Genomic DNA, 24256 nt, shown 5'->3' with positions numbered 1-24256 from the left:
ATATAAAATTATTTCATTTACTTAATATATATATTGTTTATATTTTAAAAACAAATCATTAATAAATTAAAATTATATTTAATATTTATAAAAATTATCTATTATAAAAAAAATTATCACTTTTTAAAAATGATACATCAGTTTTTATCAAAAAAGAAATTAATTCATATTTAAAAGTTTTCAACATAGAAGTAAACATATAAAAAGATTCTTTAATATATTCTTGTTTTGGATCTTTTTGAGCATAAGATCTTAAATTAATATTTTGACGTAAATTTTCCATATTAATTAAATGATCTGTCCAAAAATCATCTAAAATTTTTATTATAAAAAATTTTTTAATTCTTTTAATATTTTTTAAACCAATTATTTTTTCTTTATAAAATAAATTTAAATTTGCATTAATAAATATATTTTTAAATAATTTTTTTTTAAAAATTTTAAAATTATAAGTTTGAATATTTAAAAAAACAATATTAAAATTTTTTTTTAGATATTTTTTAAAATTTAAAATATTTTTTTTTTTTTTATAAATATATTTATTAAAAAATTTATTAATGATACTATTTATAACATCATGTAAAATTTTATTAATAATATCATTAATATTTTTTGATTTTAATAAAAAATTTCTATATTTATAAATAACAATACGTTGTTTATTATAAATATTATCATAATCTAAAAGTTGTTTTCGCAAATCAAAATTTTTTTGTTCAATTTTATTTTGAGCTTTTTCAATAATTTTATTTATCCATGGATGTGTAATAAATTCACCAAAATTTATTCCTAAATTTCTAAAAAAAAACTTCATTTTATTTGAAATAAAAATTTTCATAAGCGAATCTTCTAAAGATAAATAAAATTGAGAAGATCCAACATCTCCTTGTCTTCCAGATCTACCCCTTAATTGATTATCTATTCTACGAGATTCATGACGCTCTGTTCCAATAACATGTAAACCTCCTACATTTAAAACAAATTTATTTTTTTTATCCCATTTTTTAATAAAACAACTACAATTATTTTTATTTTTTTTTTTTTTTTTACAACCACCTAAAATAATATCAATACCTCTTCCGGCAATATTTGTAGCTATTGTAACCGCTCCTATTTTTCCAGCTTGCGAAATAATATCTGCTTCTTTATCATGAAATTTAGCATTTAAAACATTATGTTTTATTCCTAAAATTTTTAACTTTTTAGAAATTATTTCAGATTGCTCAATAGATATTGTTCCTACTAGAACAGGTTGTTTAATTTTAACACAAGATAATATAGCAAAAATAATAGCATTAAATTTCTCTTTTTTAGTTAAATATACCAAATCTGGCATATCTTTCCTAATCATAGGTAAATTAGTAGGTATAATAACTGTATTTAAATTATAAACGAATAAAAACTCATAAAATTCTGTTTCAGCTGTACCTGTCATTCCACATAATTTTTTATATAACAAAAAATAATTTTGAAAAGTAATAGAAGCTAATAATTTATTTTCATTTTTAATATCAACATTTTCTTTAGCTTCAATAGATTGATGTAATCCATCTGACCAACGACGACCTATAGCTATTCTTCCAGTGTGCTCATCAACTATTATTATTTTTTTTTTTTTTACAATATAATCAACATTTTTAAAATATAAATAATGAGCTCTTAATAAAGATAAAATACAAGAAAATAAAAAAATATTAGAATTACTATATAATAAATATTTATTAGAAATAAAATTATATTTTATCAATAACCTTTCTATTTTTTTAAAACCTAATTCTGTTAAATATAATTGTTTATATTTTTTATTAATAATAAAATCTCCAAAAAAATTAATAACTTTTTCATTCTCATAACCTTGTAAAATTAATTTTGGTATAATAAATTTATTAATCTTTTTATAAAAAAAATTATTATTATTTAAAGAACCAGAAATAATTAAAGGGGTTCTTGCTTCATCTATTAATATCGAATCCACTTCATCAATTATTGCATAATTTAATGATCTTTGAACTTTATCTTTTTTAGAAAAAACCATATTATCTTTTAAATAATCAAAACCATATTCATTATTTGTAGCATAAGTAATATCTGCAGAATATGCTTTTCTTTTTTCTTCAATAGACATATTTGATAAATTTAAACCTACTTTTAAACCTAAAAATTCAAATAAAGGTTTATTTTTTTTTGCATCTCTTTTTGCTAAATAATCATTCATAGTAACTATATGAACACCTTTATTACTTAAAGCATTTAAATAAGCAGGTAAAGTAGAAGTTAAAGTTTTTCCTTCTCCAGTTTGCATTTCTGCAATACAATTTTTATGTAATACAATACCTCCAAGAATTTGAACATCAAAATGTCGCATTCCAAAAACTCTTTTACTTGCTTCTCTTACTGTTGCATAAGCTTCAGGTAATATATGATCTAAATTTTCACCATTATGTAATAATTTTTTAAAATAAACAGTTTTTTCTCTTAATTGTTTATTATTTAATTTTTCAAAATCAGATTCTATACTATTAATATAAGAAACAATTTTATTAAATTTTTTTAATATATAATCATTATTATTATAAAAAAAATTATTTAATATTTCTTTAAACATGTTAAATTCTCATATTTTTCTATAAAGTTAAAATATATTTAAATATAAATACATTTTAAAAATATAATTTTAAAAAAAAACATTAAAATTATTATCAAACTTAGGAAAATTAAAAATAGGAGGATAATAAACATGAAATAAATACAAACCAGAAGATGATGCTTTAAAAGACATTTTTTTTATTTTTATTTTTAATAAATTTTTAATATAAAATTTATCTTTTTTATATTTTCCTATATCAATTAAACAACCAACAATATTTCTTACCATATTATATAAAAAAGAATTAGCTATAATATCAATTATAACTAAAGAACCTAAACGATAAACATTAAAATAAATAACATTTCTATAATTACTTAAAGATTGACAACCTTTAGATTTAAAAGAAAAAAAATTATTTTCTCCAATTAAAAATTTACCAGAAAAATTCATCAAATCTATATCAAGTATATTATTAACATGTAATGATAAATTTTTAAAAATAGAAGTTCTATATTTTTTATTATATATAACATATTTATAATGTCTAAATAATGCACTATTTTTAGCATGAAAATAAAAAGGAACTTGCATAGCCCATTTGATAGAAATATCTTTTGGTAAATAAAAATTAGAACCTTTTACCCAATCTGAAATATTTCTTTTAGAATTAGTATAAAAATGTGCTATTTGACCAATACTATGAACACCAGAATCTGTTCTTCCAGAACCAAAAATTTTAACAGTATGTTTAGCAATAATAGACAAAACAGATTCAACATTTTCTTGTACAGTATTTCTAAATTTTTTTTGTTTTTGCCAACCATAAAAATTTTTACCATTATATTCAATACATAAAGCAATTTTTATTTTATCCATAAAATAACTCATAATAATTAATTTCTAAATATTTATTATTAAAAATATAAATTAAAACCTTAATTTAGCAATATAAGGTAAATTTCTATAATATTGAGAATAATCAATACCATATCCAACAAAAAAATCATTTGAAACAGAAAAACCAAAATAATCAATATTAATATTTACATTTCTTGCATTAGATTTATACAACAAAGTACAAATAGATAAAGAACGAGGTTTTCTTAATTTTAAAATTTCTAATACTTTAAATAAAGTTTTTCCTGAATCTATAATATCTTCAACAATTAAAACATTTTTATTAAAAATATCTTCATTTAAATCTTTTAATATTTTTACATCTCCAGAAGAATATTTATTATTTCCATAACTAGAAATAGTCATAAAATCAATTTTATGATTAATATTAATATTTCTACACAAATCAGCAATAAAAATAAAAGAACCTCGCAATAAACCAACTAAAATCATATTTTGTTGACTATTTTGATAATTACTAGTAATTTGTTTTCCTAATTCAATAACACGTTTATAAATCTTCTTTTTAGAAATTACTATTTGAATAGAATTTTTCATAATGTTTACTAATAAATTATATTATAAAAGCTTTAAAATTTATTATTATATAATTTTATTAAAATATTTTAAAATAAATCTTAATAAAATATTTTAACATCAATTAAAATAAATAACTATATTATATATTAAGGAAAAATAATGAAAATATTAAAGTTTGGAGGAACATCTTTATCTAATGGAAAAAAATTTTTACACATAAAAAAAATAATAAAAAAAAAAATAAAAAAAAATAAACTTGGAATAGTATTATCAGCTCCTGAAAAAATAACTAATTATTTAGATAAAATAATAAAAACATGTAAAAAAAAAAAAAATTTTATTACATATATAAATAATATTAATAATATTATTATTAATATTATAAAACATATAAAAATAAAAAAAAAAAACTTTTTAAAAAAAAAAATAATAAAATTTATTAAAATAGAAATAAAACATTTAAAAAAAATATTTAAAAATATATATAAATTTAAAAAATGCCCAAAAAAAATATATTCATATATATTATCTAAAGGAGAAAACTTTTCAATAAATATTATGTATTTATTACTAAAATCAAAAAAAAATAATATTACTATTATCGATCCAGTTAAAAAAATATCTTGCAAAGGAAACCATATTGAATCCATTGCAAATATAAAAAAATCTTCTAAAAAATTTAAAAAAATAAATATAAAAAATAAAAATATAATTTTAATGCCTGGTTTTATAGCTGGTAACAAAAAAAAAGAAATGATATTATTAGGAAGAAACGGATCTGACTACTCTGCTTCTATTTTAACAGCTTGTTTAAAAGCAAAATGTTGTGAAATTTGGACTGATGTAAATGGAATATACACTAGTGATCCAAAAAAAATAAAAAAAACAAATTTAATATCATCAATGAACTATAAAGAAGCTATAGAATTATCTTATTTTGGTGCAAAAATATTACATCAAAAAACAATTCAACCAATTTACAATTTAAATATTCCTTGTGTTATCAAAAATACTTTAAATATAAATTCAAAAGGAACATTAATTAGTAATAATAAAATAATAAATAAAAAAAATAAAAAAAAAATTAAAGGTGTTACATATCTTAACAACATATTTCAATTAAAAATAAAACAAAAAAATAAAAAAAAAATAATTAAAATATTAAAAGAAATATTATTATTTTTAAATAAATTTAATATTTGGTCAATATTATCAACAAAAAAAAATAACACAAAAAATATAATATTTTATATCAAAAAAAAAGATCTTAATCTAACAAAAAATTTTCTTATTAAAAAAATAAAAATTAAAAAAAAAAAAATAAAAATAAATAATAATTTATCTATAATATCAATTATAGGTTATAATTTAAATAAAAAAAAAAATATTTATACAAAAATTTTAAATTCTTTATTAAATATAAATAATAAAATTATACATATAATTCAAGAATCATCAAAATATTCAATATCATTTATAATTAAAAAAAAATACACAATAAAAATTACTCAAAAAATACATAATTCATTATTTAATAAAAAAAAAATATTAGAAATATTTTTAATAGGAGTAGGAGGAGTAGGAAGCGCTTTATTAAAACAAATTAAAAAACAAAAAAAAAAAATTAAAAAAAAAAAAATTAAAATTAAAATATACTGTATCGCAAATTCAAAAAAAATATTAATAAATAAAAAAAAATTAAAATTAAATAATTGGAAAAAAAAACTTTTACAATCTAAAAAAAAATTTAAATTAAAAAAAATAATAAAATTTAAAAAAAAAAAAAATTTTTTAAACCCTGTAATAATAGATTGCACTTCTAGTGATTCACTATCTAAAAAATATAAAAAATTAGCAAAAAAAAAATTTAATATAATTACATCAAATAAAACTTTTAACACATTTAGTATAAAAAATTATAATAAAATTAGAAAAATTACAAAAAAAAACAAAAAAAAATTTTTATATGAAACAAATGTAGGAGCTGGTTTACCGATCATAGAAACCGTAAAAAACTTAATGCAAGTAGGAAACAAAATAAAAAAAATTACAGGAATTTTATCAGGTTCACTATCTTACATTTTTGGAAAATTAAATAATAAAATAACAATATCTAAAGCAACTAAAATGGCAATAAAAATGGGATTTACAGAACCAAATCCTAAAGATGATTTATTAGGAATTGATGTATCTAGAAAAATATTAATTTTAGCAAGAGAAATAGGTTATAAAATAGAATTAAAAGATATAAATATCCAACCAATATTACCAAAAAAATTTCATAAAATTAAAAAAAAAAAAGAATTTATGAAAAAATTACCAAAATTAGATAAATATTTCTTAAAATTATTTAAAAAAACAAAAAAAGAAAAAAAAGTATTACGTTATGTAGGAACTATTAAATCAAATGGAAAATGTTATATAAAATTAAAAAAAATAAAAAAAAAAAACCCTTTATATACAGTTAAAAATGGAGAAAATGCATTAGCATTTTATAGTAAATATTATAACCCTATCCCTTTAGTAATTAAAGGTTACGGAGCAGGAAATAATGTAACAGCTTCTGGAATTTTTAATGATTTATTAAAAATATTATCATAAAAGGAAAAAAAATGATAAAAATTTACGCTCCTGCTTCAATTGGAAATATTAATGTTGGATTTGATATTTTAGGTGTCGCTATAAAACCAATCGATGGAACATTATTAGGAGATATTGTAACAATTAAAAATTCAAAAAAATTTAATTTAATAATTACTGGAAAATTTTCTTATCAATTACCAAAAAATATATTTAAAAATATTATTTGGAAAGCTTGGAAATTATTTTGTAAAAAAATTAAAAAAAAAATAAATATAAAAATGATATTAAAAAAAAATATGCCTATTGGTTCTGGATTAGGATCTAGTGCATGTTCTATAGTATCTAGTTTACATGCAATAAATATATTTTGTAAAAAACCACTAAATAATAACCAATTATTAAATCTTATGGGAAATTTAGAAGGAAAAATATCAGGAAGTATACATTATGATAATGTAGCTCCATCATATTTAGGAGGAATGCAATTAATAATTAATGAAATGAATATTATTAGTCAAAATATTCCAACTTTTAAAAAATGGTTATGGATAATAGCTTGGCCAGGAACAAAAGTTTCTACTGAAAAATCAAGATCAATATTACCAAAAAAATATAAAAAAAATATTTTTATAAAACAAAATAAATACTTAGCAAGCTTTATTCACGCTTCATATACTATGCAAGAAAAATTAGCAATTAAAGTATTAAAAGATATAATAGCAGAACCTTATAGAATAAATTTATTACCAAAATTTAAAAAATCAAAAAAAAAAATAAAAAAAATAGGAGCATTAAAATGCGGAATATCAGGATCTGGTCCTAGTTTATTTGCTATATGTAATAATATTAATACAGCAAAAAAAATAAAAAAATGGTTAAAAAAAAATTATTTACAAAACAAAAAAGGATTTGTTCATATTTGTAATTTAGATATTAAAGGATCAAGAATAATATGAAATTATATAATTTAAAAAAAAAAAAAGAAAAAGTAAGCTTCGCTAAAGCAGTAAAATTAGGACTAGGATTTAATCAAGGTCTATTTTTTCCAAATAAACTACCTAAAATAAAAAAAAAATATCTAAAAGAACTATTAAAAATGAATTTCATTAAAAGAAGTACAAAAATATTATCAATGTTTATCGGAAAAGAAATACCATATAACAATCTTAAAAAATATGTAAAAAAAGCATTTTATTTTAAAGGTCCAAAAATTGTTCCTGTTACAAATAATATATCTTGCTTGGAATTATTCCACGGTCCTACTTTAGCATTTAAAGATTTTGGAGCAAGATTTATGGCTCAAATATTATCTTATTTAAATAATGGAAATGAATTAGTAACAATATTAACTGCAACTTCAGGTGATACAGGAGCTGCAGTAGCACATGCATTTTATAAAATGAAAAATGTAAAAATTGTTATATTATATCCAAAAAATAAAATAAGTGTTTTACAAGAAAAATTATTTTGTACGTTAGGTGAAAATATAAAAACAATAGCTATAAAAGGAAGTTTTGATGATTGTCAAACATTAGTAAAACAAGCTTTTAATGATAAAAAATTAAAAAAAAAAAAAGGATTAAATTCAGCAAATTCTATAAATATTAGTAGATTATTAGCACAAATTTGTTATTATTTCGAAGCTTTTGCATTAATTCCAAAAAAATATAAAAAAAATCTTGTAATTTCTGTTCCATGTGGAAATTTTGGAAATTTAACAGCAGGTTTATTATCAAAATCATTAGGATTACCTATAAAATCTTTTATAGCAGCAACAAATACTAATGATACAATCCCTAGATTTTTAAAAACAAAAAAATGGGACCCAAAAAAAACTATATCAACCATTTCTAATGCAATGGATATTAGCCAACCAAACAATTGGCCTAGAGTAGAAGAATTATTTAAAAGAAAAAAATGGTCTTTAAAAAAACTAGGATATGGAAGCGTAAACGATAAAATTACTATCAAAACATTAAAAAAACTTAAAAAAAAAAAATATATTTCTGAACCTCATGCAGCAATAGCTTATAAATTATTAAAAAATCAAATAACCAAAAAACAATATGGATTATTTTTAGGAACAGCACATCCAGCAAAATTCAAAAATACTATAGAAAAAATATTAAATGTTAAAATAAAATTACCTATTGAACTTAAAAATAGAGCTAATTTAAATTCACTATCATATGAAATGAAACCAAATTTTAAAAAATTAAGAAAATTTTTATTAGAAAAATAAAATAAATTTATTATTAATAATAGAGAAAAATATAACTATTTTTCTCTATAAAATTTTAAACATTAAATAAAAAATTTAAAATATCACCATCTTTTACAATATAATTTTTACCTTCTATTCTTATTTTTCCAGCTAATCTTAAATTATTTTCATTTTTATAAAAAATAAAATCCTTATATGAAATAACTTTAACTCTTATAAAACCTACACTAAAATCAGTATGTATTATCCTTGCAACGTTTACAGCAGTGCTATTTTTTAAAAAAGACCAAGATTTAGATTCTTTTTTTCCAACAGTAAAAAAAGTATTTAAATTTAATAAAACAAAACATTTTTGAATCAAATTTAAAAAATATTTATTTTCTTTAATTTTATTTTTTATAACAATATCTTTTTTAAAAACATCTAAATAAACAGGAAGAATTAATTTTTTATCAATATCAATAAAATTTTTTAATGTATTTAAAAAAATATTATTATTTTCATAATAATTAAAATTTAATAAATAAAACATAGGTTTTATAGTTAAAAAATTATAATTAGATAAAATATTATTTTCCTCATCATTTAAAAAAAATCTTTTAAAAATATCTTTTTTCTTTAAAAAAATAATAAATTTATTTAAAATATTAAAATGTTTTAAATAAATTTCATTAGAAAAAAATTTTTTTTTATTTAAATTATTTAAAATCCTTTCACAAAGAACATAATCAGAATTAAATAATTCCGTATTAATAATTTTTATATCTCTTAAAGGATCAACTACCCCATTAACATGAATAATATTATTATCATTAAAACACCTAACAACATGTATAATAACATTAACATTTTTTATATTATTTAAAAATTTATTTCCCAACCCCTCTCCTTTTGAAGCTCCTTTAACTAAACCTGCAATATCTATAAACTTTATATAACTATAAATAATTTTTTTAGAATTAAAAATTTTAGCAAGAATATTCAATCTAGAATCAATATAAGGAACAATTCCGATATTAGATTTAATAGTACAAAATGGAAAATTTAAAGCTGGAACATTTAATTTAGTTAAATTATTAAATAATGTAGATTTACCAACATTAGGTAAACCTACTAAACCACATTTTAAATTCATAATTTATCACTTATTTTAAAAAACTAAAATACATTAATTTTATTTAAAAATAATTTATTAATATATGATATATTAATATTTTTAATAAAAACTTTAATAAAAGAAATAGAAAAATTAATAATATTAATAATTTTTTTTTTATCTTGAATAGAAGGGGAAGATAAAACATATGAAGATATTTTGTTACAATTATTAGGTCTTCCAATTCCAATAGATAATCTATAAAATTTTTTTTTTTTAAAAAAATTAAAAATACTTTTTAAACCATTATGACCATTATGACCAAAACCATATCGAAATTTAATTTCTCCAGGTAATAAATCCAATTCATCATGTATTATTAAAATATTTTTATAACTAATATTATAAAAAGAAAGTAAAGAAAAAATATACTTTCCATTTAAATTCATAAAAAAATTAGGTATAAAAACATAAATATATTCATCAAAAAATTTAATTTTTCCTAAATAACCTTTAAATTTATTTTTTTTTTTTAAAGAAATTAAATATTTCTTTGATAAAATTTTTATATACCAAGAACCAACATTATGACGAGTATCATAATATTTATTTATAGGATTAGATAATCCTATAATAATTTTAAAAAAATTCATTATATTCCTTATTTTTATATAAAATTAATACATTTTAATATATTTATAAAATAAATAAATGTACTAAAATAATTTTAAAAAAAAAATTAAATAGATTTTATAAAAAAAGACGAAATTTTAGACCAATTAATTATATTCCAAAAAGCATTAACATAATCTATTCTATTATTTTTGTATTTTAAATAATAAGCATGCTCCCAAAGATCTAATCCGATAATAGGAATACCAGAAACTCCTGCAATATTCTTACCCATTAAAGGATTATCTTGATTAGAAGTAGAAACTATACATAATTTATTTTTATTTAAAACTAACCAAACCCAACCCGATCCAAATTTAGAAATCGAAATTTCTGTAAATTTTTTTTTAAATTCTTCTAAACTTCCAAAAATTTTATTTATAGAAATTTTCAATTCTATAGAAATTTCAGATTTTCCTAATTCAAATTGTTTCCAAAAAAAACTATGATTTACATGACCACCTACATTATTTCTTACAGAATCTCTGATAGAAAAAGGAATTTTTTTTAAATTTATTAAAATATAATTTTCTGAACATTTTGAAAAATTTGTATCTTTTAATAAAAAATTTGCATTATCAACATATTTTTGATGATGTTTTGTATGATGTATTTTCATAGTTTCTTTGTCAATATAAGGTTCTAAAGCGTCATATTTATATTGTAATTTTGGTAATATATAACTCATAACGAATTAATCCTTTTAAAATATTTTTTTAAAAAATAATAATTTATAATTAATTAATTTGATATTATATTAAATAAAATGTTTTATAATAATAAAAAAAAAATATTTAATAAATATTCTATCAATAAAAGATTTAGAAAATTTTTACCAGTAGTTATAGACATAGAAACATCTGGGTTAGATCCAAAAAATAATGCATTATTAGAAATAACTATAATAACATTAAAAATAAATAATAAAGGTTTATTAAAAAAAGATGAAATATTTAATTTTCACATCAAACCATTTAAAAATTCTATTTTAAAAAAAAAATCTTTAAAAATTAATAAAATTGATCCCTTTCATCCATTAAGATGTGCTATAAGCGAAAAAGAAGCATTAATATCTATATTACAAATAATAAACAATGAAATAAAAGAAAAAAAATGTAACAAAGCAATTTTAGTTGGTCATAATGTAAATTTTGATCATAATTTTTTAATGCAATTAATTAAAAGAAATAAAATTAAAAAACATCCATTTCATACTTTTACAACATTTGACACAGCAACATTAAGTGCCTTAATAGTAGGACAAACAGTATTATCAAAATCATGCAAAGCAATGAAAATAAAATTTAATTATTTAAAAGCTCATTCATCATTATACGATGCTATAAAAACTTCTGATTTATTTTGTAAAATTATTAATTTACAAAAACAATCATTATTTTAAAATAATGATTGCATAAAAAATTTATTTTAATTTACTTTAGAAATAATTTTTTTTAATTCTCCATTATTAAACATTTCCACTATAATATCACAACCACCGATTAAAACACCATTAATCCATAATTGAGGAAAAGTAGGCCAATTAGAATATTTAGGTAAAAATTTTCTAATTTTTTCATTTTTTAAAACATCCACATAAGAAAATTTTTTTTTATAAGATAATAATATTTTTACTGCTCTCGCAGAAAATCCACAATTTGGCATATCAGGAGAACCTTTCATATATATAATAATAGAATTATTATTAATTTGTTTTTTAATTTTATCAAAAATTTTCATAATTTTTCCTTTTTTATTAAAAAATTTATATTATAAAATAATTATATAATTAATTTACATTATATTATAATATGATATAATATTTTAAGGGGCTGATTATGGATTTGACAAAATATATAAAAACTTTAGTGCATGTCGAGGTTCGGTTGGACTCGTTAAAAACCGAAAAATATTTGCAAAAGAAAAAACATACGCTTTAGCAGCTTAAAAACTGTAATAAAGATCTATATTATTAATAATTTTACTTTTTTAAAAAAAATAACATAGAAAATAAAAAATATAAAAAGTATCTAAAATATTTCATAAGTATTTTAGAATAAAATTCAATTATGATATAATATTTATTATTTGTTTATTTATAATAAATATCAAAAAAAAAAAAAATAAACTAAACATGTAGTACTAAGTATTAAATATTTTTTGGACGCGGGTTCGAATCCCGCCAGCTCCAAAAAAAAACATAATAATCAAAAAAATTTTTTTGACCAATTTAATTTAACATTTAATACATCATAATAATTATAACAAAGAGGATGAACTAAAGATAATTTTAATTTACTTTTAGAAATAAAAATTATATCATTTTTTTTAATTGGAATAACAACATTTCCATCTAAACTAATTTTTAATTTTCCTTTAACATCTTTAAATTTTATATAAATAATATTATTATTATTAATAACCAAAGGTCTAACTGATAAAGTATGAGCAAACATCGGTAATAAAATTATTACATCTAATGAAGTTTCTACAATTGGACCTCCAGCAGATAAAGCATATCCAGTAGAACCAGTAGGAGTAGAAATTATTAATCCATCTGATCGTTGCGAAAAAGCAAATTTTCCATTAATAAAAATATCAAATTCAAACATATTAGTAACTTTTTCCGGATGTATTACTATTTCATTAATTGCAATATCTTTATTAAGAATAATATTTTTTCTATATACTTTAACTTCCAATAAAAAACGTTTTTCTATTTTAAATTTTCCAGATAAAATTTTCAATATTGTTTTAAATATATTATTATAATTTAAATCTGTTAAAAATCCAAAATTACCTCTATTAATTCCTATAATAAATGTTTTATAAGAAGATAATACTCTACCAGCTCTTAAAATATTTCCATCCCCACCAATAACTATAGCCAAATCGCAATATTTTCCAATATCTGACAAAGATAAAACCATAGGATTAATTAAAAACAATTTTTTAACAAGATTATTTTCTATAAATACATTATAACCTTTTTTATGTAACCAAAAATAAAGCAATTCATGAGTCACAAAAGAACTTTTAAATCTTGGTATTCCAACAATACCAATATTATTAAAATATTTTTTCATTTTTATTTACAACCATTTATTTTAAAAATAAAATAATTTTATATTTATTTACTCTTGAAAGAAATACTATAAATACATATAATAAACAATTATTAATTTTTTTTTAAAAAAAAATATGAAAAAATCTGAAGATATAAAAATAAAAATAGAAAAAAAAATAAATAAAATAAAAATAAAAGAAAAAAAAATAAAAAAAAAAATAAACAAAATAAAAAAAAAAAAAAAAGAAATACATTTAAGAGAACAAGCTAAAATAGAAAACATTAAAAAAAAAATAAATGAAAATAAAAAAATAATATGTAATAAAAATTTAAAATTTTTTATTATAAAACTAATACCAATTATTGATTATATAGAAGACTCTATAAAATTTTTAAAAAAAATAAATAAAACAAATAAAAATACAAAAAAAGGATTATCTTTAATATTTAAATCTATCCTAAATACAATAAAAAAATTCAATGTAAAAATAATAAACAAAAAAAAAAATAAATTTAAAAATTATATAAAAACAATTAAAAATAAAAATAAAAAAAATAATAAAATAAGTATAATAAAAAAAGGATATATATTACAAAAAAAAATATTAAGAAAAGCTATAATAAAAAAATAAAATTAAATAAATTTCAAAACATTTTACATTTTCTTTTATTATTACCAATAATATGTTAAAATAATAAATATAATTTTAAATAAAATTTATTTCAATAATAAAATTATTAAGGAAATAAAAATGATTTTAGTAGCTCATAACGCTCCCAATTTCATTTCACCAGCAGTATTAAAAAATGGAAAAATAGTTGAAAATTTTAATTTTTTAAAAAATATTTCAAATAAAATGGCAATTTTATTTTTTTGGCCAATGGATTTTACTTTTGTATGTCCTTCTGAAATAATTTCATTTAATAAATTATACGGTGAATTTGAAAAAAGAAATGTAGAAATTATAGGAGTATCAATTGATTCTGTATATGTTCATAACGCTTGGAGAAATACTCCTATTCAAAACGGAGGAATAGGAAAAATAAAATTTACTATGGTTTCAGATATAAAAAGAGAAATACAACAATTATATGGAGTAGAACATCCACACAATGGAGTTTCATTAAGAGCTTCATTTATAATAGATAATAAAAAAATTATAAGACACGAAAGCATTAATGATCTTCCATTAGGAAGAAATATAAAAGATCTAATAAGAATTATAGATTCTATACAATTTCATGAAAATTCAGGAAATGTATGCCCAGCAAATTGGAAAAAAGGAAAAAAAGGAATAAAAGCTACTCCCGAAGGAATAGCAAAATATTTAAGTAAAAATTAATAAATATAAAAATAAAAGAAAATCTATTTTAAAAAAAAAATATTAAATTACATTAAAATTAAAAAATTTTAATGTAATTTAATATACAAAATTTTATTAAAAAAAATTATAAATATTCATCATTATCATCTGAATTAATATTATCAAAACTTTCTGAATTCTCTAAATCATTTAAATTTTCTGGAATTAAAAAATCATTATTATATTGAGATGAATTTTCTTCTTCATTAATAACATATTTATTAAAATCATTATCTATATTCTCTGAAGGAGATTTTAATGATTCAGAATTATTTTCAGTATTAAAAATTTCTGAAGGAGACTTATTATTATTAAAAAGATTCATTAACATATTCGCAGAAACAACACCTCCAGCAACACCAATTGCAGTTTGTAATGCATTTTTTAAAAATCCACCAGTACCATTATGATAAGAATTATCATGTTTATTTAAATTATTATTTTCAAAATTTTTATTTACACAATCTTTTTTATTTAAATCATTTTCTTTAATTTTTTTTTTATTAAACAAATTTGATAAAAACCCATTAGATTTATTTTTAGAATAAATTTCTTTTTTATAATTTTTAATAATATTTTCTAATTTATTTATTTTATTATATAAAGATTGCATTGCTGATTCTTGTATTAATATTGTTTGAGTCATATAATAAGGAGCATTACATTGCTTTTTAATTATATCTTTAATTAATATATTAACTTCTGAATCTATTTTAACATTTTTTAATTCTATATCTTTTAATCTTAAAAATAAATTTTTAATCAATTTTTTTTCTTTATTTTCCATAATTTTTCCTTATAAAAATTTTAATTACAAAAATAATTATATATATAAAATATATTACTAAATATAATTTTCAATATATATTTTATTTTTTAAAAATATAATAAAATTAAAATATAAAATAATATTTTATAAAAAAAATATTTTTTAATAAATTATAAAGAGATAAAAATGAAAAAAAATAAAAAAAAAAATAAAAAAATATATATAGAAAAAGAACTTAAAAAATCTTATTTAGATTATGCAATGTCTGTAATAGTTGGAAGAGCATTACCTGATGTAAGAGATGGTCTTAAACCAGTACATAGAAGAATATTATATGCTATGAAAATTTTAGGAAATGAATGGAACAAACCATATAAAAAATCTGCTAGAATAGTAGGAGATGTTATTGGAAAATATCACCCTCATGGAGATTCAGCAGTTTATGAAACAATAGTTAGAATGGCTCAAATATTTTCCTTAAGATACACATTAATAGATGGACAAGGAAATTTTGGTTCTGTAGATGGAGATTCAGCAGCTGCGATGAGATACACTGAAATTAGAATGTCAAAAATATCTCAAGAGCTTTTAAAAGATTTAGATAAAAAAACTGTAAAATTTATACCTAACTATGATAATAATGAAACAATACCAGAAATTTTACCATCTACAATACCAAATATTTTAATAAATGGATCATCTGGAATTGCTGTTGGAATGGCAACAAATATACCTCCTCATAATTTAAAAGAAATAATAAATGGTTTATTAGCATATATAAAAAACAAAAAAATTAGTTTAAAAAAACTAATGCGTTATATACCAGGACCAGATTTTCCAACATTTGGAATTATTAATGGTAATAAAGGAATTAAAAAAGCATATAAAACTGGAAAAGGTAAAATAAAAATTAGGGCTAAAAGTAAAATAAAAATAAAAAAAAATAAAAAACAATCAATAATAATTTATCAATTACCTTATCAAGTAAATAAATCAAAACTAATAGAAAAAATAGCAGAACTAATAAAAAATAAAAAAATAGAAGGAATTAAAGCTTTAAGAGATGAATCAGATAAAGATGGAATGAGAATTGTTATAGAAACTAAAAAAGATGCAATATCAGAAATAATATTAAATAAATTATATCTTATGACAAAATTACAAATATCATTTGGAATAAACATGGTTGCATTATGTAACGGAAAACCAAAAATTCTTTCCTTAAAAAATATTTTATATCATTTTTTAAAACATAGAAAAAAAATCATAAAAAAAAAAACAATTTTTAAATTAAAAAAAGCAAAAAAAAAAATACATATTTTAAAAGGATTAATTATAGCATTAGAAAATATAAAAAAAATTATAAAAATTATTCAAAATACAAAAAAAATAAAAAAAATTAAAAATAAAATAAAAAAAAAAAAATGGAAAATAAAAAAAAAAAATAAAAAATACAAACTTACTAAAAAACAAATAAAATCTATTTTAAATTTGAAATTAAATAAATTAAATAATATAGAAAAAAAAAATATTATTAAAAAAAAAATATACATCTCAAAAAAAATTAAAAATCTTTTAAAAATTTTAAATAAACCAAAAAATCTTATTAAAGTAATAAAAAAAGAATTAATAAAAATAAAAAATAATTTTAAAGATAAAAGAAGAACAAAAATAAATATTAAAAAATATAATCTTAAAATAGAAGATATTATAACAAAAGAAGATGTAATAGTTACATTATCAAATTCAGGATATGTAAAATATCAACCTTTATCAGATTATGAAGCCCAAAAAAGAGGAGGTAAAGGAAAATTAGCAACAAAAATAAAAGAAAAAGATTTTATAGAAAGCTTATTAGTAACAAATACACACGATTTAATTTTATGTTTTTCTACCAAAGGTATTATATATTGGATGAAAGTTTACCAATTACCTGAAGCAAGCAGAAACACAAAAGGAAAACCAATAGTTAATTTATTACCATTAAATAAAAATGAAAGAATAACTACTATTTTACCATTAAAAAAATTTAATAACAAAATAAATATATTTATGGCAACCGCTCAAGGGTTAGTTAAAAAAACTTCATTAAAAGAATTTAATAAACCAAGAAATAAAGGAATAATAGCAATTAATTTAAACAACAATGATGAATTAATTGGAGTTTCTTTAACAAATGGTAATAATAACATTATGTTATTTACAAAAAAAGGAAAAGTTGTTCATTTTTCTGAAAAATCTGTTAGAAACATGGGAAGAAATACATCTGGAATTAAAGGAATCAAAATAAACAAAAATGATAGAGTAGTTTCATTAGTAATTCCAAAAAATAAAGGAAACATATTAACAGTAACAGAAAAAGGATATGGTAAACAAACTAAAATGAAAGAATTTCCAATAAAATCTAGATCCACTAAAGGAATAATCTCTATTAAAATAACAAAAAAAAACGGAATATTAATTGGAGCAATTGAAGCAAAAAAAAAAGATGAAATAATGATGATTACTAATTCAGGAACTTTAGTAAGAACAAGAGTATCAGAAATAGCAACATTAAAAAGAAACACACAAGGAGTAATATTAATTAGAACTAATAAAAAATCTAAAGTAGCAGCTTTACAAAAAACAAATAAAAAAATATATTATTAAATAAATTTAATATATTTAAAATTTAAAATAAAAAAAAATAATATGATTAAAAAAATTTTTTTTGTTATAAAAAAAAATGGTAAAAAAGAAAAAATAAACTTAAATAAAATTATAAAAATTTTAAATTTTGCTAAAGAAGGTTTAGAAAATATATCAATAAAAAAAATAATAAAAAATTCAAAACTATATTTTTATAATTTTATTAAAACTTCAAAAATACAAAAAACTATTATAAAAATATCTTCAGATTTAATTACTGTAAAAAGACCAGATTATCAATATATGGCTTCTAGATTATTAACATTTTATATAAGAAAGAAAGCATATGGAAAATTCACTCCTCCAAAATTATATAAACACGTAAAAAAAATGATTAAATTAAAAAAATATGATAAAAATTTATTAAAAATATATAATAAAAAAGAATATAAAAAAATGGATTCTTTTGTAGATCATTGGAGAGATATGAATTTTTCATATACCGCAGTAAAACAATTAGAAGGAAAATATTTAATAAAAGATAGAATCAATAATAAAATATATGAAAGTGCTCAATTTTTATACATTATGATTTCTGCTTGTTTATTTTCTGAATACCCTAAAAAAAAAAGAATGTATTATATTAAAAAATTTTACAATTCTATATCAACTTTTAAAATTTCTTTACCAACTCCAATTATGTCTGGAGTGAGAACTCCAACAAGACAATTCAGCTCTTGTGTATTAATTGAATGCGATGATACTTTAAATTCTATTAATGCTACTGCAAGTAGCATTGTAAAATATGTTTCTCAAAGAGCAGGAATTGGAGTAAATGTAGGAAAAATTAGAGCTTTAGGAAGTCCTATAAGAAATGGTGAAGCATTTCATACAGGTTGTATACCATTTTATAAATATTTTCAATCAGCAATAAAATCTTGTTCTCAAGGAGGTATAAGAGGAGGTGCAGCAACATTATTTTATCCAATATGGCATTTAGAAATTGAAGATTTAATAATTTTAAAAAATAACAGAGGAATAGAAGAAAATAGAGTAAGACATATAGATTATGGATTACAAATTAATAAATTATTTTATCAAAGACTAATAAAAAATAAAAAAATAACTTTATTTAGCCCTTCAGATACACCAAAATTATATAAATATTTCTTCTCAAATCAAAAAAAATTTAAAAAATTATATAAAAATTATGAAAAAAATAAAAAAATAAGAAAAAAAAAAATTAAAGCAATAGAATTATTTTCATTAATTATGCAAGAAAGAACATCAACTGGAAGAATATATATACAAAATATAGATCATTGTAACGAACACGGACCATTTAACCCAAAAATAGCTCCTATCAAGCAATCTAATTTATGTTTAGAAATCACTTTACCAACAAGTCCACTAAATGATATAAATGATGAAAAAGGTGAAATTGCATTATGTACTTTATCTGCAATAAATTTAGGAATTATAAAAGATTTAAATGAATTATCTGAATTAACAGAATTAACAGTAAGAGCGTTAGATGCTTTATTAGATTATCAAAATTATCCAATTTTATCAGCAAAAAAAGGGACAATGAATAGAAGATCATTAGGAATTGGAGTAATTAATTTTGCATATTACTTAGCAAAAAACAATATGAAATATTCTGACAATAGCGCAAATGCATTAACACATAAAACTTTTGAAGCTTTACAATATTATTTATTAAAAGCATCATGTAAATTATCTAAAGAAAAAGGACCTTGTCCATTATTTAAAGAAACAAAATACTCTATGGGAATATTACCAATTGATACATATAAAAAAGATATTGATACATTTTGCAAAGAACCATTATATTTAAATTGGGAAAAATTAAGAAAAAAAATTAAAAAATATGGATTAAGGAATTCAACATTATCTTCTTTAATGCCATCAGAAACATCTTCACAAATTTCAAACTCTACAAATGGAATTGAACCACCAAGAGATTCCATAACAATAAAAGCATCAAAAGATGGAATGCTAAAACAAATAGTACCTGATTTAAAATCATTAAAAAATAATTATGAATTTCTTTGGAATATACCAAACAATAAAGGATATTTAAAATTAGTTGGAATTATGCAAAAATTTATTGATCAATCTATATCAACAAATACAAATTATGATCCTAGTAAATTTGAAAAAGGAAAAATTCCTATGAAAATATTATTAAAAGATCTTCTTTTTTCTTATAAATTAGGAATAAAAACTTTATATTATCAAAATACAAGAGATGGTGCAAAAGATTTACAAAGCAATATTAAAATAAAATTTGAAAAAGAAGATGATTGTAATAGCGGAGCTTGTAAAATATAAATAATTAAATTAATATGTTTATTATAATATTAAATATTATAATTTTAGGAAAAAAAATGACATATACTACTTTTTCAAAAAAAAATAATAACCAATTAAAAGAACCTATGTTTTTTGGACAATCAGTAAATATAGCAAGATACGATCAACAAAAATATGGAATTTTCGAAAAATTAATAGAAAAACAACTATCATTTTTTTGGAGACCTGAAGAAATAGATCTTTCTAAAGATAGAACAGAATTTAAAAATCTTTCTGATAATGAAAAACATATTTTTTTAAGCAATTTAAAATATCAAACCTTATTAGATTCAATACAAGGAAGAAGTCCAAATATAGCATTATTACCTATAGTTTCTATACCAGAATTAGAAACCTGGATAGAAACTTGGTCATTTTCAGAAACGATACATTCAAGATCATACACTCATATCATAAGAAATATAGTAAATAACCCAAAAAAAATTTTTGATAATATTATAAATAATAAAGCTATTTATTCTAGAGCTAAAGATATATCTAAATATTATGATAAATTAATAAAAATGACAAATCAATGGCATTTATTTGGAGAAGGAGAACATATAATTAATGGTAAAAAAATAAATATAAAATTAAATAAATTAAAAAAAGCTTTATATTTATGTTTAATAAGTGTAAACGCTTTAGAAGCAATACGTTTTTATGTAAGTTTTGCTTGTTCTTTTGCTTTTTCAGAAAGAAAATTAATGGAAGGAAATTCTAAAATAATAAGATTAATAGCAAGAGATGAAGCATTACATTTAAATGGAACACAACATATGATACATTTATTAGAAAAAGATGATAATTCATATGATATGAAAAAAATTATTAAAGATTCTTCTTTTGAAGCAACTCAAATATTTTTAAACGCAGCAAATCAAGAAAAAAAATGGGCTCATTATTTATTTAAAAACGGATCTATGTTAGGACTAAATAAAAAAGTTTTATGTAAATATATTGAATATATTACCAATATAAGAATGCAATCAATAGGATTAAAAATTCCTTTTTCAATAAAAAAAAATCCAATACCTTGGATAAATTCATGGTTAGTATCAGATAATGTACAAAATGCACCACAAGAAGTAGAAATAAGCTCATACTTGATAGGACAAATAGATTCTGAAATTCAAGAAAATGAATTTAATAATTTTATTTTATAAAAATTTTATGAAAATAATTACATTAATATACAAAAAAAAAATTAAAAAAATATATTATAAAAAAAAAAAAACTCTATTAAATTTACTTAAAAAAAATAAAATAAACACAATATATCAATGTTGTGAAGGGTATTGTGGAATATGCAGAATAATATTAATTAAAGGAAAAATAAAATATTTAAAAAAAAAAAATTTAGTTTTATTAAATAAAAAAGAAATTTTAACATGTTGTTGTATACCTAAAACAAATATTACAATTAAAATTTAAAATTAAAATTAAAATTAAAAAAATTAAAAATTATTTTTTACCTAATGTAATTCTATTTATACCATTATTATCTTTAAAAGAACTAATACTTTTATATTTATTTAATTTAAATAAAAAAATAATTTTATTTTTATTTAAAAAACTATGCTCAATTAATAACCAACCTCCATCATTTAAATATTTTTTTGCTGTTTGAATAATATATTTTATTTCTTTTAATCCTCTTTTATTTGATAATAAAGAATTAAAAGGTTCAAAAAAAATATTTTTTTTTAATAAAGAAACATCAGAATAAGAAATATAAGGAGGATTACTAACAATTATATCAAAAAAAATATTTTTAACAGAATTGAACCAATTACTATGTAAAAAAAAAACATTTTTTAAATTTAATAAAAAAGAATTTTTTTTAGCTATTTTAATAGCTTTTTTATTATAATCTACTCCTATAATTTTTAATTTTAAATTATTTTTAGCTATAGATAAAGATATATTTCCACAACCAGTTCCTAAATCTAATATTAAACTATTATATTTTTTTATTTTTAATAAAATTTTTTTTACTAAAATTTCAGTATCTGTTCTTGGTATTAAAGTATATTTTGATATAATAAAATTTAATGAAAAAAAATTTTTATTTCCAATAATATAATCTAAAGGTTCTGAATTTAAACGTTTAGATAATAAATAATTTAATTGATTTAATTTTTTTAAAAAAATAATTTTATTGAAATTTTTAAAAATCCATGTTCTTTTTTTTTTAAAAACAATAAAAAATATTATTTCAATATCATATACAGAAATAGAATATTTATTAAACATATTAACAGACATATAAAACCATTGTTTAATTTTCATATTAATTATTTTATTCCTTTATATTACATAATAAATTAGATTGATATTCTTGAATAATTGGATCAATTAAAAGATCTAATTTCCCTTGCAAAATTGAATCTAAACAATATAAAGTTAAATTAATTCTATGATCTGTAATTCTGTTTTGAGGAAAATTATAAGTTCTTATTCTATCCGAACGTTCCCCACTTCCTAATAAATTTTTACGTATAAAAGAATTTTTAGCTTTTTTTTTTATCATTTCTGCAGCATATATCCTTGCAGATAAAATAGATAAAGCTTTCGCTTTATTTTTATGTTGTGATCTTTCATCTTGGCATTCTGCAACAATTCCAGTAGGAATATGTTTTATTCGAATTGCAGAATCAGTTGTATTTACATGTTGTCCTCCAGCTCCTGAAGACCTAAATGTATCAATTTTTAAATCAACAGGTTTAATAACATTTCTTTTTATTTCTTTTTTTAAAATAGGAATAACTGCAACCGTACAAGTAGAAGTATGCACTCTTCCTTGAGATTCTGTTTTAGGAATACGCTGTACTCTATGACCACCTGATTCAAATTTTAATTTTTTACTAACTTCATTTCCAATAATTTCACAAATAATTTCTTTAAAACCACCTTTAGAACTATTATGAAAATTAATTATTTTTAATTTCCAAGATTTTATTTCTGAATAACGAGAATACATACGAAATAAATTTCCTGCAAAAATAGCAGCTTCATCTCCTCCAGTTGCAGCTCTAATTTCTACAAAACAACCATTTTTGTTATTAGAATCTTTTGGAATTAATAATATTTTTAATTTATTTTCTATTTTTTTTTTTTTTATTTTTTTTTTTTTTAAATCATCCAAAGCTAATTCAAATATTTCTGGATCATTTAATAATTTTTTTAAAGAAAAAATCTCTTTTACAATATTTTTCCACTTAATAAATAATAAACAAATAGAAGACAATTTAATATACTCTTTAGACAATTTATTTATTTTTTTATAATTTAAAAAATTATTTGGTTGATTTAATGATAATTTTATTTTTTTATAACGATAATATAATTTTTTTAATTTAAATATAATAGATTTATTCATATATAAATTCCTTAATATAATATTATATAATATTTTAATTTAATATTATATTAAAATAATATTTAAAA

21 protein-coding genes and 1 other RNA gene are annotated in these 24256 nt (G+C 18.6%); 11 read left to right on the top strand and 11 right to left on the bottom strand.

Annotated features, from left to right (window positions below; genetic code table 11):
* Positions 1 to 94: 94 nt before the first annotated feature.
* The 3 genes from secA to hpt all read right to left on the bottom strand — a co-directional run bounded on the left by secA (position 95) and on the right by hpt (position 4045).
* Positions 95 to 2605: a preprotein translocase subunit SecA gene (gene secA, locus RJT27_RS00690; protein ID WP_343189581.1), complete on the bottom strand. Its 2511-nt coding sequence runs from the start codon at positions 2603 to 2605 to the stop codon at positions 95 to 97.
* 69 nt (positions 2606 to 2674) lie between these two features.
* A complete protein-coding gene (gene truA, locus RJT27_RS00685; RefSeq protein WP_343189580.1) occupies positions 2675 to 3478 on the bottom strand; it encodes a tRNA pseudouridine(38-40) synthase TruA in 804 nt (267 codons plus the stop codon).
* A gap of 39 nt (positions 3479 to 3517) precedes the next feature.
* Positions 3518 to 4045: a hypoxanthine phosphoribosyltransferase gene (gene hpt / locus RJT27_RS00680; protein ID WP_343189579.1), complete on the bottom strand. Its 528-nt coding sequence runs from the start codon at positions 4043 to 4045 to the stop codon at positions 3518 to 3520.
* 141 nt (positions 4046 to 4186) lie between these two features.
* On the opposite strand from hpt, the gene thrA reads away from it, so the two are divergent.
* The 3 genes from thrA to thrC are packed head-to-tail and all read left to right on the top strand — an operon-like array spanning position 4187 to position 8852.
* A complete protein-coding gene (gene thrA / locus RJT27_RS00675) occupies positions 4187 to 6628 on the top strand; it encodes a bifunctional aspartate kinase/homoserine dehydrogenase I (protein WP_343189578.1) in 2442 nt (813 codons plus the stop codon).
* Between the two features lie 11 nt (positions 6629 to 6639).
* Positions 6640 to 7566: a homoserine kinase gene (gene thrB / locus RJT27_RS00670; protein ID WP_343189577.1), complete on the top strand. Its 927-nt coding sequence runs from the start codon at positions 6640 to 6642 to the stop codon at positions 7564 to 7566.
* On the top strand, positions 7563 to 8852 hold the full coding sequence (thrC, locus tag RJT27_RS00665; RefSeq protein WP_343189576.1) for a threonine synthase: 1290 nt from the start codon (positions 7563 to 7565) through the stop codon (positions 8850 to 8852). Before thrB ends, thrC begins: the two co-directional genes overlap by 4 nt.
* A gap of 55 nt (positions 8853 to 8907) precedes the next feature.
* Here the strand turns inward: thrC and ychF are convergent, their stop codons facing one another.
* The 3 genes from ychF to RJT27_RS00650 form a co-directional block, all read right to left on the bottom strand.
* Positions 8908 to 9969: a redox-regulated ATPase YchF gene (gene ychF, locus RJT27_RS00660; RefSeq protein ID WP_343189575.1), complete on the bottom strand. Its 1062-nt coding sequence runs from the start codon at positions 9967 to 9969 to the stop codon at positions 8908 to 8910.
* Positions 9970 to 9992: 23 nt separating this feature from the next.
* Positions 9993 to 10583, bottom strand: coding sequence for an aminoacyl-tRNA hydrolase (pth, locus tag RJT27_RS00655; RefSeq protein WP_343189574.1), 591 nt, complete (start codon positions 10581 to 10583; stop codon positions 9993 to 9995).
* Between the two features lie 86 nt (positions 10584 to 10669).
* Positions 10670 to 11290, bottom strand: a complete 621-nt coding sequence (locus RJT27_RS00650; RefSeq protein WP_343189573.1) for a superoxide dismutase — start codon at positions 11288 to 11290, stop codon at positions 10670 to 10672.
* A gap of 78 nt (positions 11291 to 11368) precedes the next feature.
* On the opposite strand from RJT27_RS00650, the gene RJT27_RS00645 reads away from it, so the two are divergent.
* On the top strand, positions 11369 to 12004 hold the full coding sequence (locus tag RJT27_RS00645; protein WP_343189572.1) for an exonuclease domain-containing protein: 636 nt from the start codon (positions 11369 to 11371) through the stop codon (positions 12002 to 12004).
* A 26-nt stretch (positions 12005 to 12030) separates the two neighbouring features.
* On the opposite strand, the gene grxD is transcribed toward RJT27_RS00645, so the two are convergent.
* Positions 12031 to 12342 (bottom strand): Grx4 family monothiol glutaredoxin, encoded by a 312-nt coding sequence (gene grxD, locus RJT27_RS00640; protein WP_343189571.1) that lies wholly within the window; start codon positions 12340 to 12342, stop codon positions 12031 to 12033.
* 88 nt (positions 12343 to 12430) lie between these two features.
* On the opposite strand from grxD, the gene ssrA reads away from it, so the two are divergent.
* Positions 12431 to 12794, top strand: a transfer-messenger RNA (tmRNA) gene (gene ssrA, locus RJT27_RS00635).
* Between the two features lie 15 nt (positions 12795 to 12809).
* Here ssrA and nadK read toward each other — a convergent pair.
* The gene (gene nadK, locus RJT27_RS00630) at positions 12810 to 13688 is read right to left on the bottom strand and encodes an NAD(+) kinase (protein ID WP_343189570.1); all 879 of its coding nucleotides are present in this window, start codon (positions 13686 to 13688) and stop codon (positions 12810 to 12812) included.
* A 115-nt stretch (positions 13689 to 13803) separates the two neighbouring features.
* On the opposite strand from nadK, the gene grpE reads away from it, so the two are divergent.
* Positions 13804 to 14301, top strand: coding sequence for a nucleotide exchange factor GrpE (gene grpE / locus RJT27_RS00625; protein ID WP_343189569.1), 498 nt, complete (start codon positions 13804 to 13806; stop codon positions 14299 to 14301).
* A 120-nt stretch (positions 14302 to 14421) separates the two neighbouring features.
* The gene (locus RJT27_RS00620; RefSeq protein ID WP_343189568.1) at positions 14422 to 15012 is read left to right on the top strand and encodes a peroxiredoxin C; all 591 of its coding nucleotides are present in this window, start codon (positions 14422 to 14424) and stop codon (positions 15010 to 15012) included.
* A gap of 106 nt (positions 15013 to 15118) precedes the next feature.
* Here RJT27_RS00620 and RJT27_RS00615 read toward each other — a convergent pair whose 3' ends face one another.
* The gene (locus RJT27_RS00615) at positions 15119 to 15820 is read right to left on the bottom strand and encodes a DUF2076 domain-containing protein (protein ID WP_343189567.1); all 702 of its coding nucleotides are present in this window, start codon (positions 15818 to 15820) and stop codon (positions 15119 to 15121) included.
* A gap of 168 nt (positions 15821 to 15988) precedes the next feature.
* Here RJT27_RS00615 and gyrA point away from each other — a divergent pair, with 168 nt between their 5' ends.
* Genes gyrA through yfaE form a run of 4 tightly spaced genes read left to right on the top strand, consistent with a single transcriptional unit; the run spans position 15989 to position 22240 of the window.
* Entirely contained in the window at positions 15989 to 18451 is a 2463-nt protein-coding gene (gene gyrA / locus RJT27_RS00610; RefSeq protein WP_343189566.1) for a DNA gyrase subunit A, read from the top strand.
* A 45-nt stretch (positions 18452 to 18496) separates the two neighbouring features.
* Positions 18497 to 20785 (top strand): class 1a ribonucleoside-diphosphate reductase subunit alpha, encoded by a 2289-nt coding sequence (nrdA, locus tag RJT27_RS00605; protein ID WP_428994233.1) that lies wholly within the window; start codon positions 18497 to 18499, stop codon positions 20783 to 20785.
* A 56-nt stretch (positions 20786 to 20841) separates the two neighbouring features.
* Positions 20842 to 21972 (top strand): class Ia ribonucleoside-diphosphate reductase subunit beta, encoded by a 1131-nt coding sequence (nrdB, locus tag RJT27_RS00600; RefSeq protein WP_343189564.1) that lies wholly within the window; start codon positions 20842 to 20844, stop codon positions 21970 to 21972.
* 7 nt (positions 21973 to 21979) lie between these two features.
* The gene (gene yfaE / locus RJT27_RS00595) at positions 21980 to 22240 is read left to right on the top strand and encodes a class I ribonucleotide reductase maintenance protein YfaE (protein ID WP_343189563.1); all 261 of its coding nucleotides are present in this window, start codon (positions 21980 to 21982) and stop codon (positions 22238 to 22240) included.
* A gap of 30 nt (positions 22241 to 22270) precedes the next feature.
* Here yfaE and prmC read toward each other — a convergent pair whose 3' ends face one another.
* Positions 22271 to 23098 (bottom strand): peptide chain release factor N(5)-glutamine methyltransferase, encoded by an 828-nt coding sequence (prmC, locus tag RJT27_RS00590; protein WP_343189562.1) that lies wholly within the window; start codon positions 23096 to 23098, stop codon positions 22271 to 22273.
* Positions 23099 to 23108: 10 nt separating this feature from the next.
* On the bottom strand, positions 23109 to 24188 hold the full coding sequence (gene prfA, locus RJT27_RS00585; RefSeq protein ID WP_343189561.1) for a peptide chain release factor 1: 1080 nt from the start codon (positions 24186 to 24188) through the stop codon (positions 23109 to 23111).
* Between the last annotated feature and the right edge of the window lie 68 nt (positions 24189 to 24256).

It is taken from the genome of Buchnera aphidicola (Greenidea ficicola), assembly GCF_039386055.1.
Taxonomy (GTDB): Bacteria; Pseudomonadota; Gammaproteobacteria; order Enterobacterales; family Enterobacteriaceae; genus Buchnera_K; species Buchnera_K aphidicola_A.
Note: the sequence above shows the minus strand (reverse complement) of the source record. Positions and strands in the feature narration are given on the sequence as shown.

Bases quoted from the DNA above. Each gene is read 5' to 3' on its own strand.
- secA (WP_343189581.1), bottom strand. From the start codon at position 2,605: ATGTTTAAAGAAATATTAAATAATTTTTTTTATAATAATAATGATTAT.
- truA (WP_343189580.1), bottom strand. From the start codon at position 3,478: ATGAGTTATTTTATGGATAAAATAAAAATTGCTTTATGTATTGAATAT.
- hpt (WP_343189579.1), bottom strand. From the start codon at position 4,045: ATGAAAAATTCTATTCAAATAGTAATTTCTAAAAAGAAGATTTATAAA.
- thrA (WP_343189578.1), top strand. From the start codon at position 4,187: ATGAAAATATTAAAGTTTGGAGGAACATCTTTATCTAATGGAAAAAAA.
- thrB (WP_343189577.1), top strand. From the start codon at position 6,640: ATGATAAAAATTTACGCTCCTGCTTCAATTGGAAATATTAATGTTGGA.
- thrC (WP_343189576.1), top strand. From the start codon at position 7,563: ATGAAATTATATAATTTAAAAAAAAAAAAAGAAAAAGTAAGCTTCGCT.
- ychF (WP_343189575.1), bottom strand. From the start codon at position 9,969: ATGAATTTAAAATGTGGTTTAGTAGGTTTACCTAATGTTGGTAAATCT.
- pth (WP_343189574.1), bottom strand. From the start codon at position 10,583: ATGAATTTTTTTAAAATTATTATAGGATTATCTAATCCTATAAATAAA.
- RJT27_RS00650 (WP_343189573.1), bottom strand. From the start codon at position 11,290: ATGAGTTATATATTACCAAAATTACAATATAAATATGACGCTTTAGAA.
- RJT27_RS00645 (WP_343189572.1), top strand. From the start codon at position 11,369: ATGTTTTATAATAATAAAAAAAAAATATTTAATAAATATTCTATCAAT.
- grxD (WP_343189571.1), bottom strand. From the start codon at position 12,342: ATGAAAATTTTTGATAAAATTAAAAAACAAATTAATAATAATTCTATT.
- nadK (WP_343189570.1), bottom strand. From the start codon at position 13,688: ATGAAAAAATATTTTAATAATATTGGTATTGTTGGAATACCAAGATTT.
- grpE (WP_343189569.1), top strand. From the start codon at position 13,804: ATGAAAAAATCTGAAGATATAAAAATAAAAATAGAAAAAAAAATAAAT.
- RJT27_RS00620 (WP_343189568.1), top strand. From the start codon at position 14,422: ATGATTTTAGTAGCTCATAACGCTCCCAATTTCATTTCACCAGCAGTA.
- RJT27_RS00615 (WP_343189567.1), bottom strand. From the start codon at position 15,820: ATGGAAAATAAAGAAAAAAAATTGATTAAAAATTTATTTTTAAGATTA.
- gyrA (WP_343189566.1), top strand. From the start codon at position 15,989: ATGAAAAAAAATAAAAAAAAAAATAAAAAAATATATATAGAAAAAGAA.
- nrdB (WP_343189564.1), top strand. From the start codon at position 20,842: ATGACATATACTACTTTTTCAAAAAAAAATAATAACCAATTAAAAGAA.
- yfaE (WP_343189563.1), top strand. From the start codon at position 21,980: ATGAAAATAATTACATTAATATACAAAAAAAAAATTAAAAAAATATAT.
- prmC (WP_343189562.1), bottom strand. From the start codon at position 23,098: ATGAAAATTAAACAATGGTTTTATATGTCTGTTAATATGTTTAATAAA.
- prfA (WP_343189561.1), bottom strand. From the start codon at position 24,188: ATGAATAAATCTATTATATTTAAATTAAAAAAATTATATTATCGTTAT.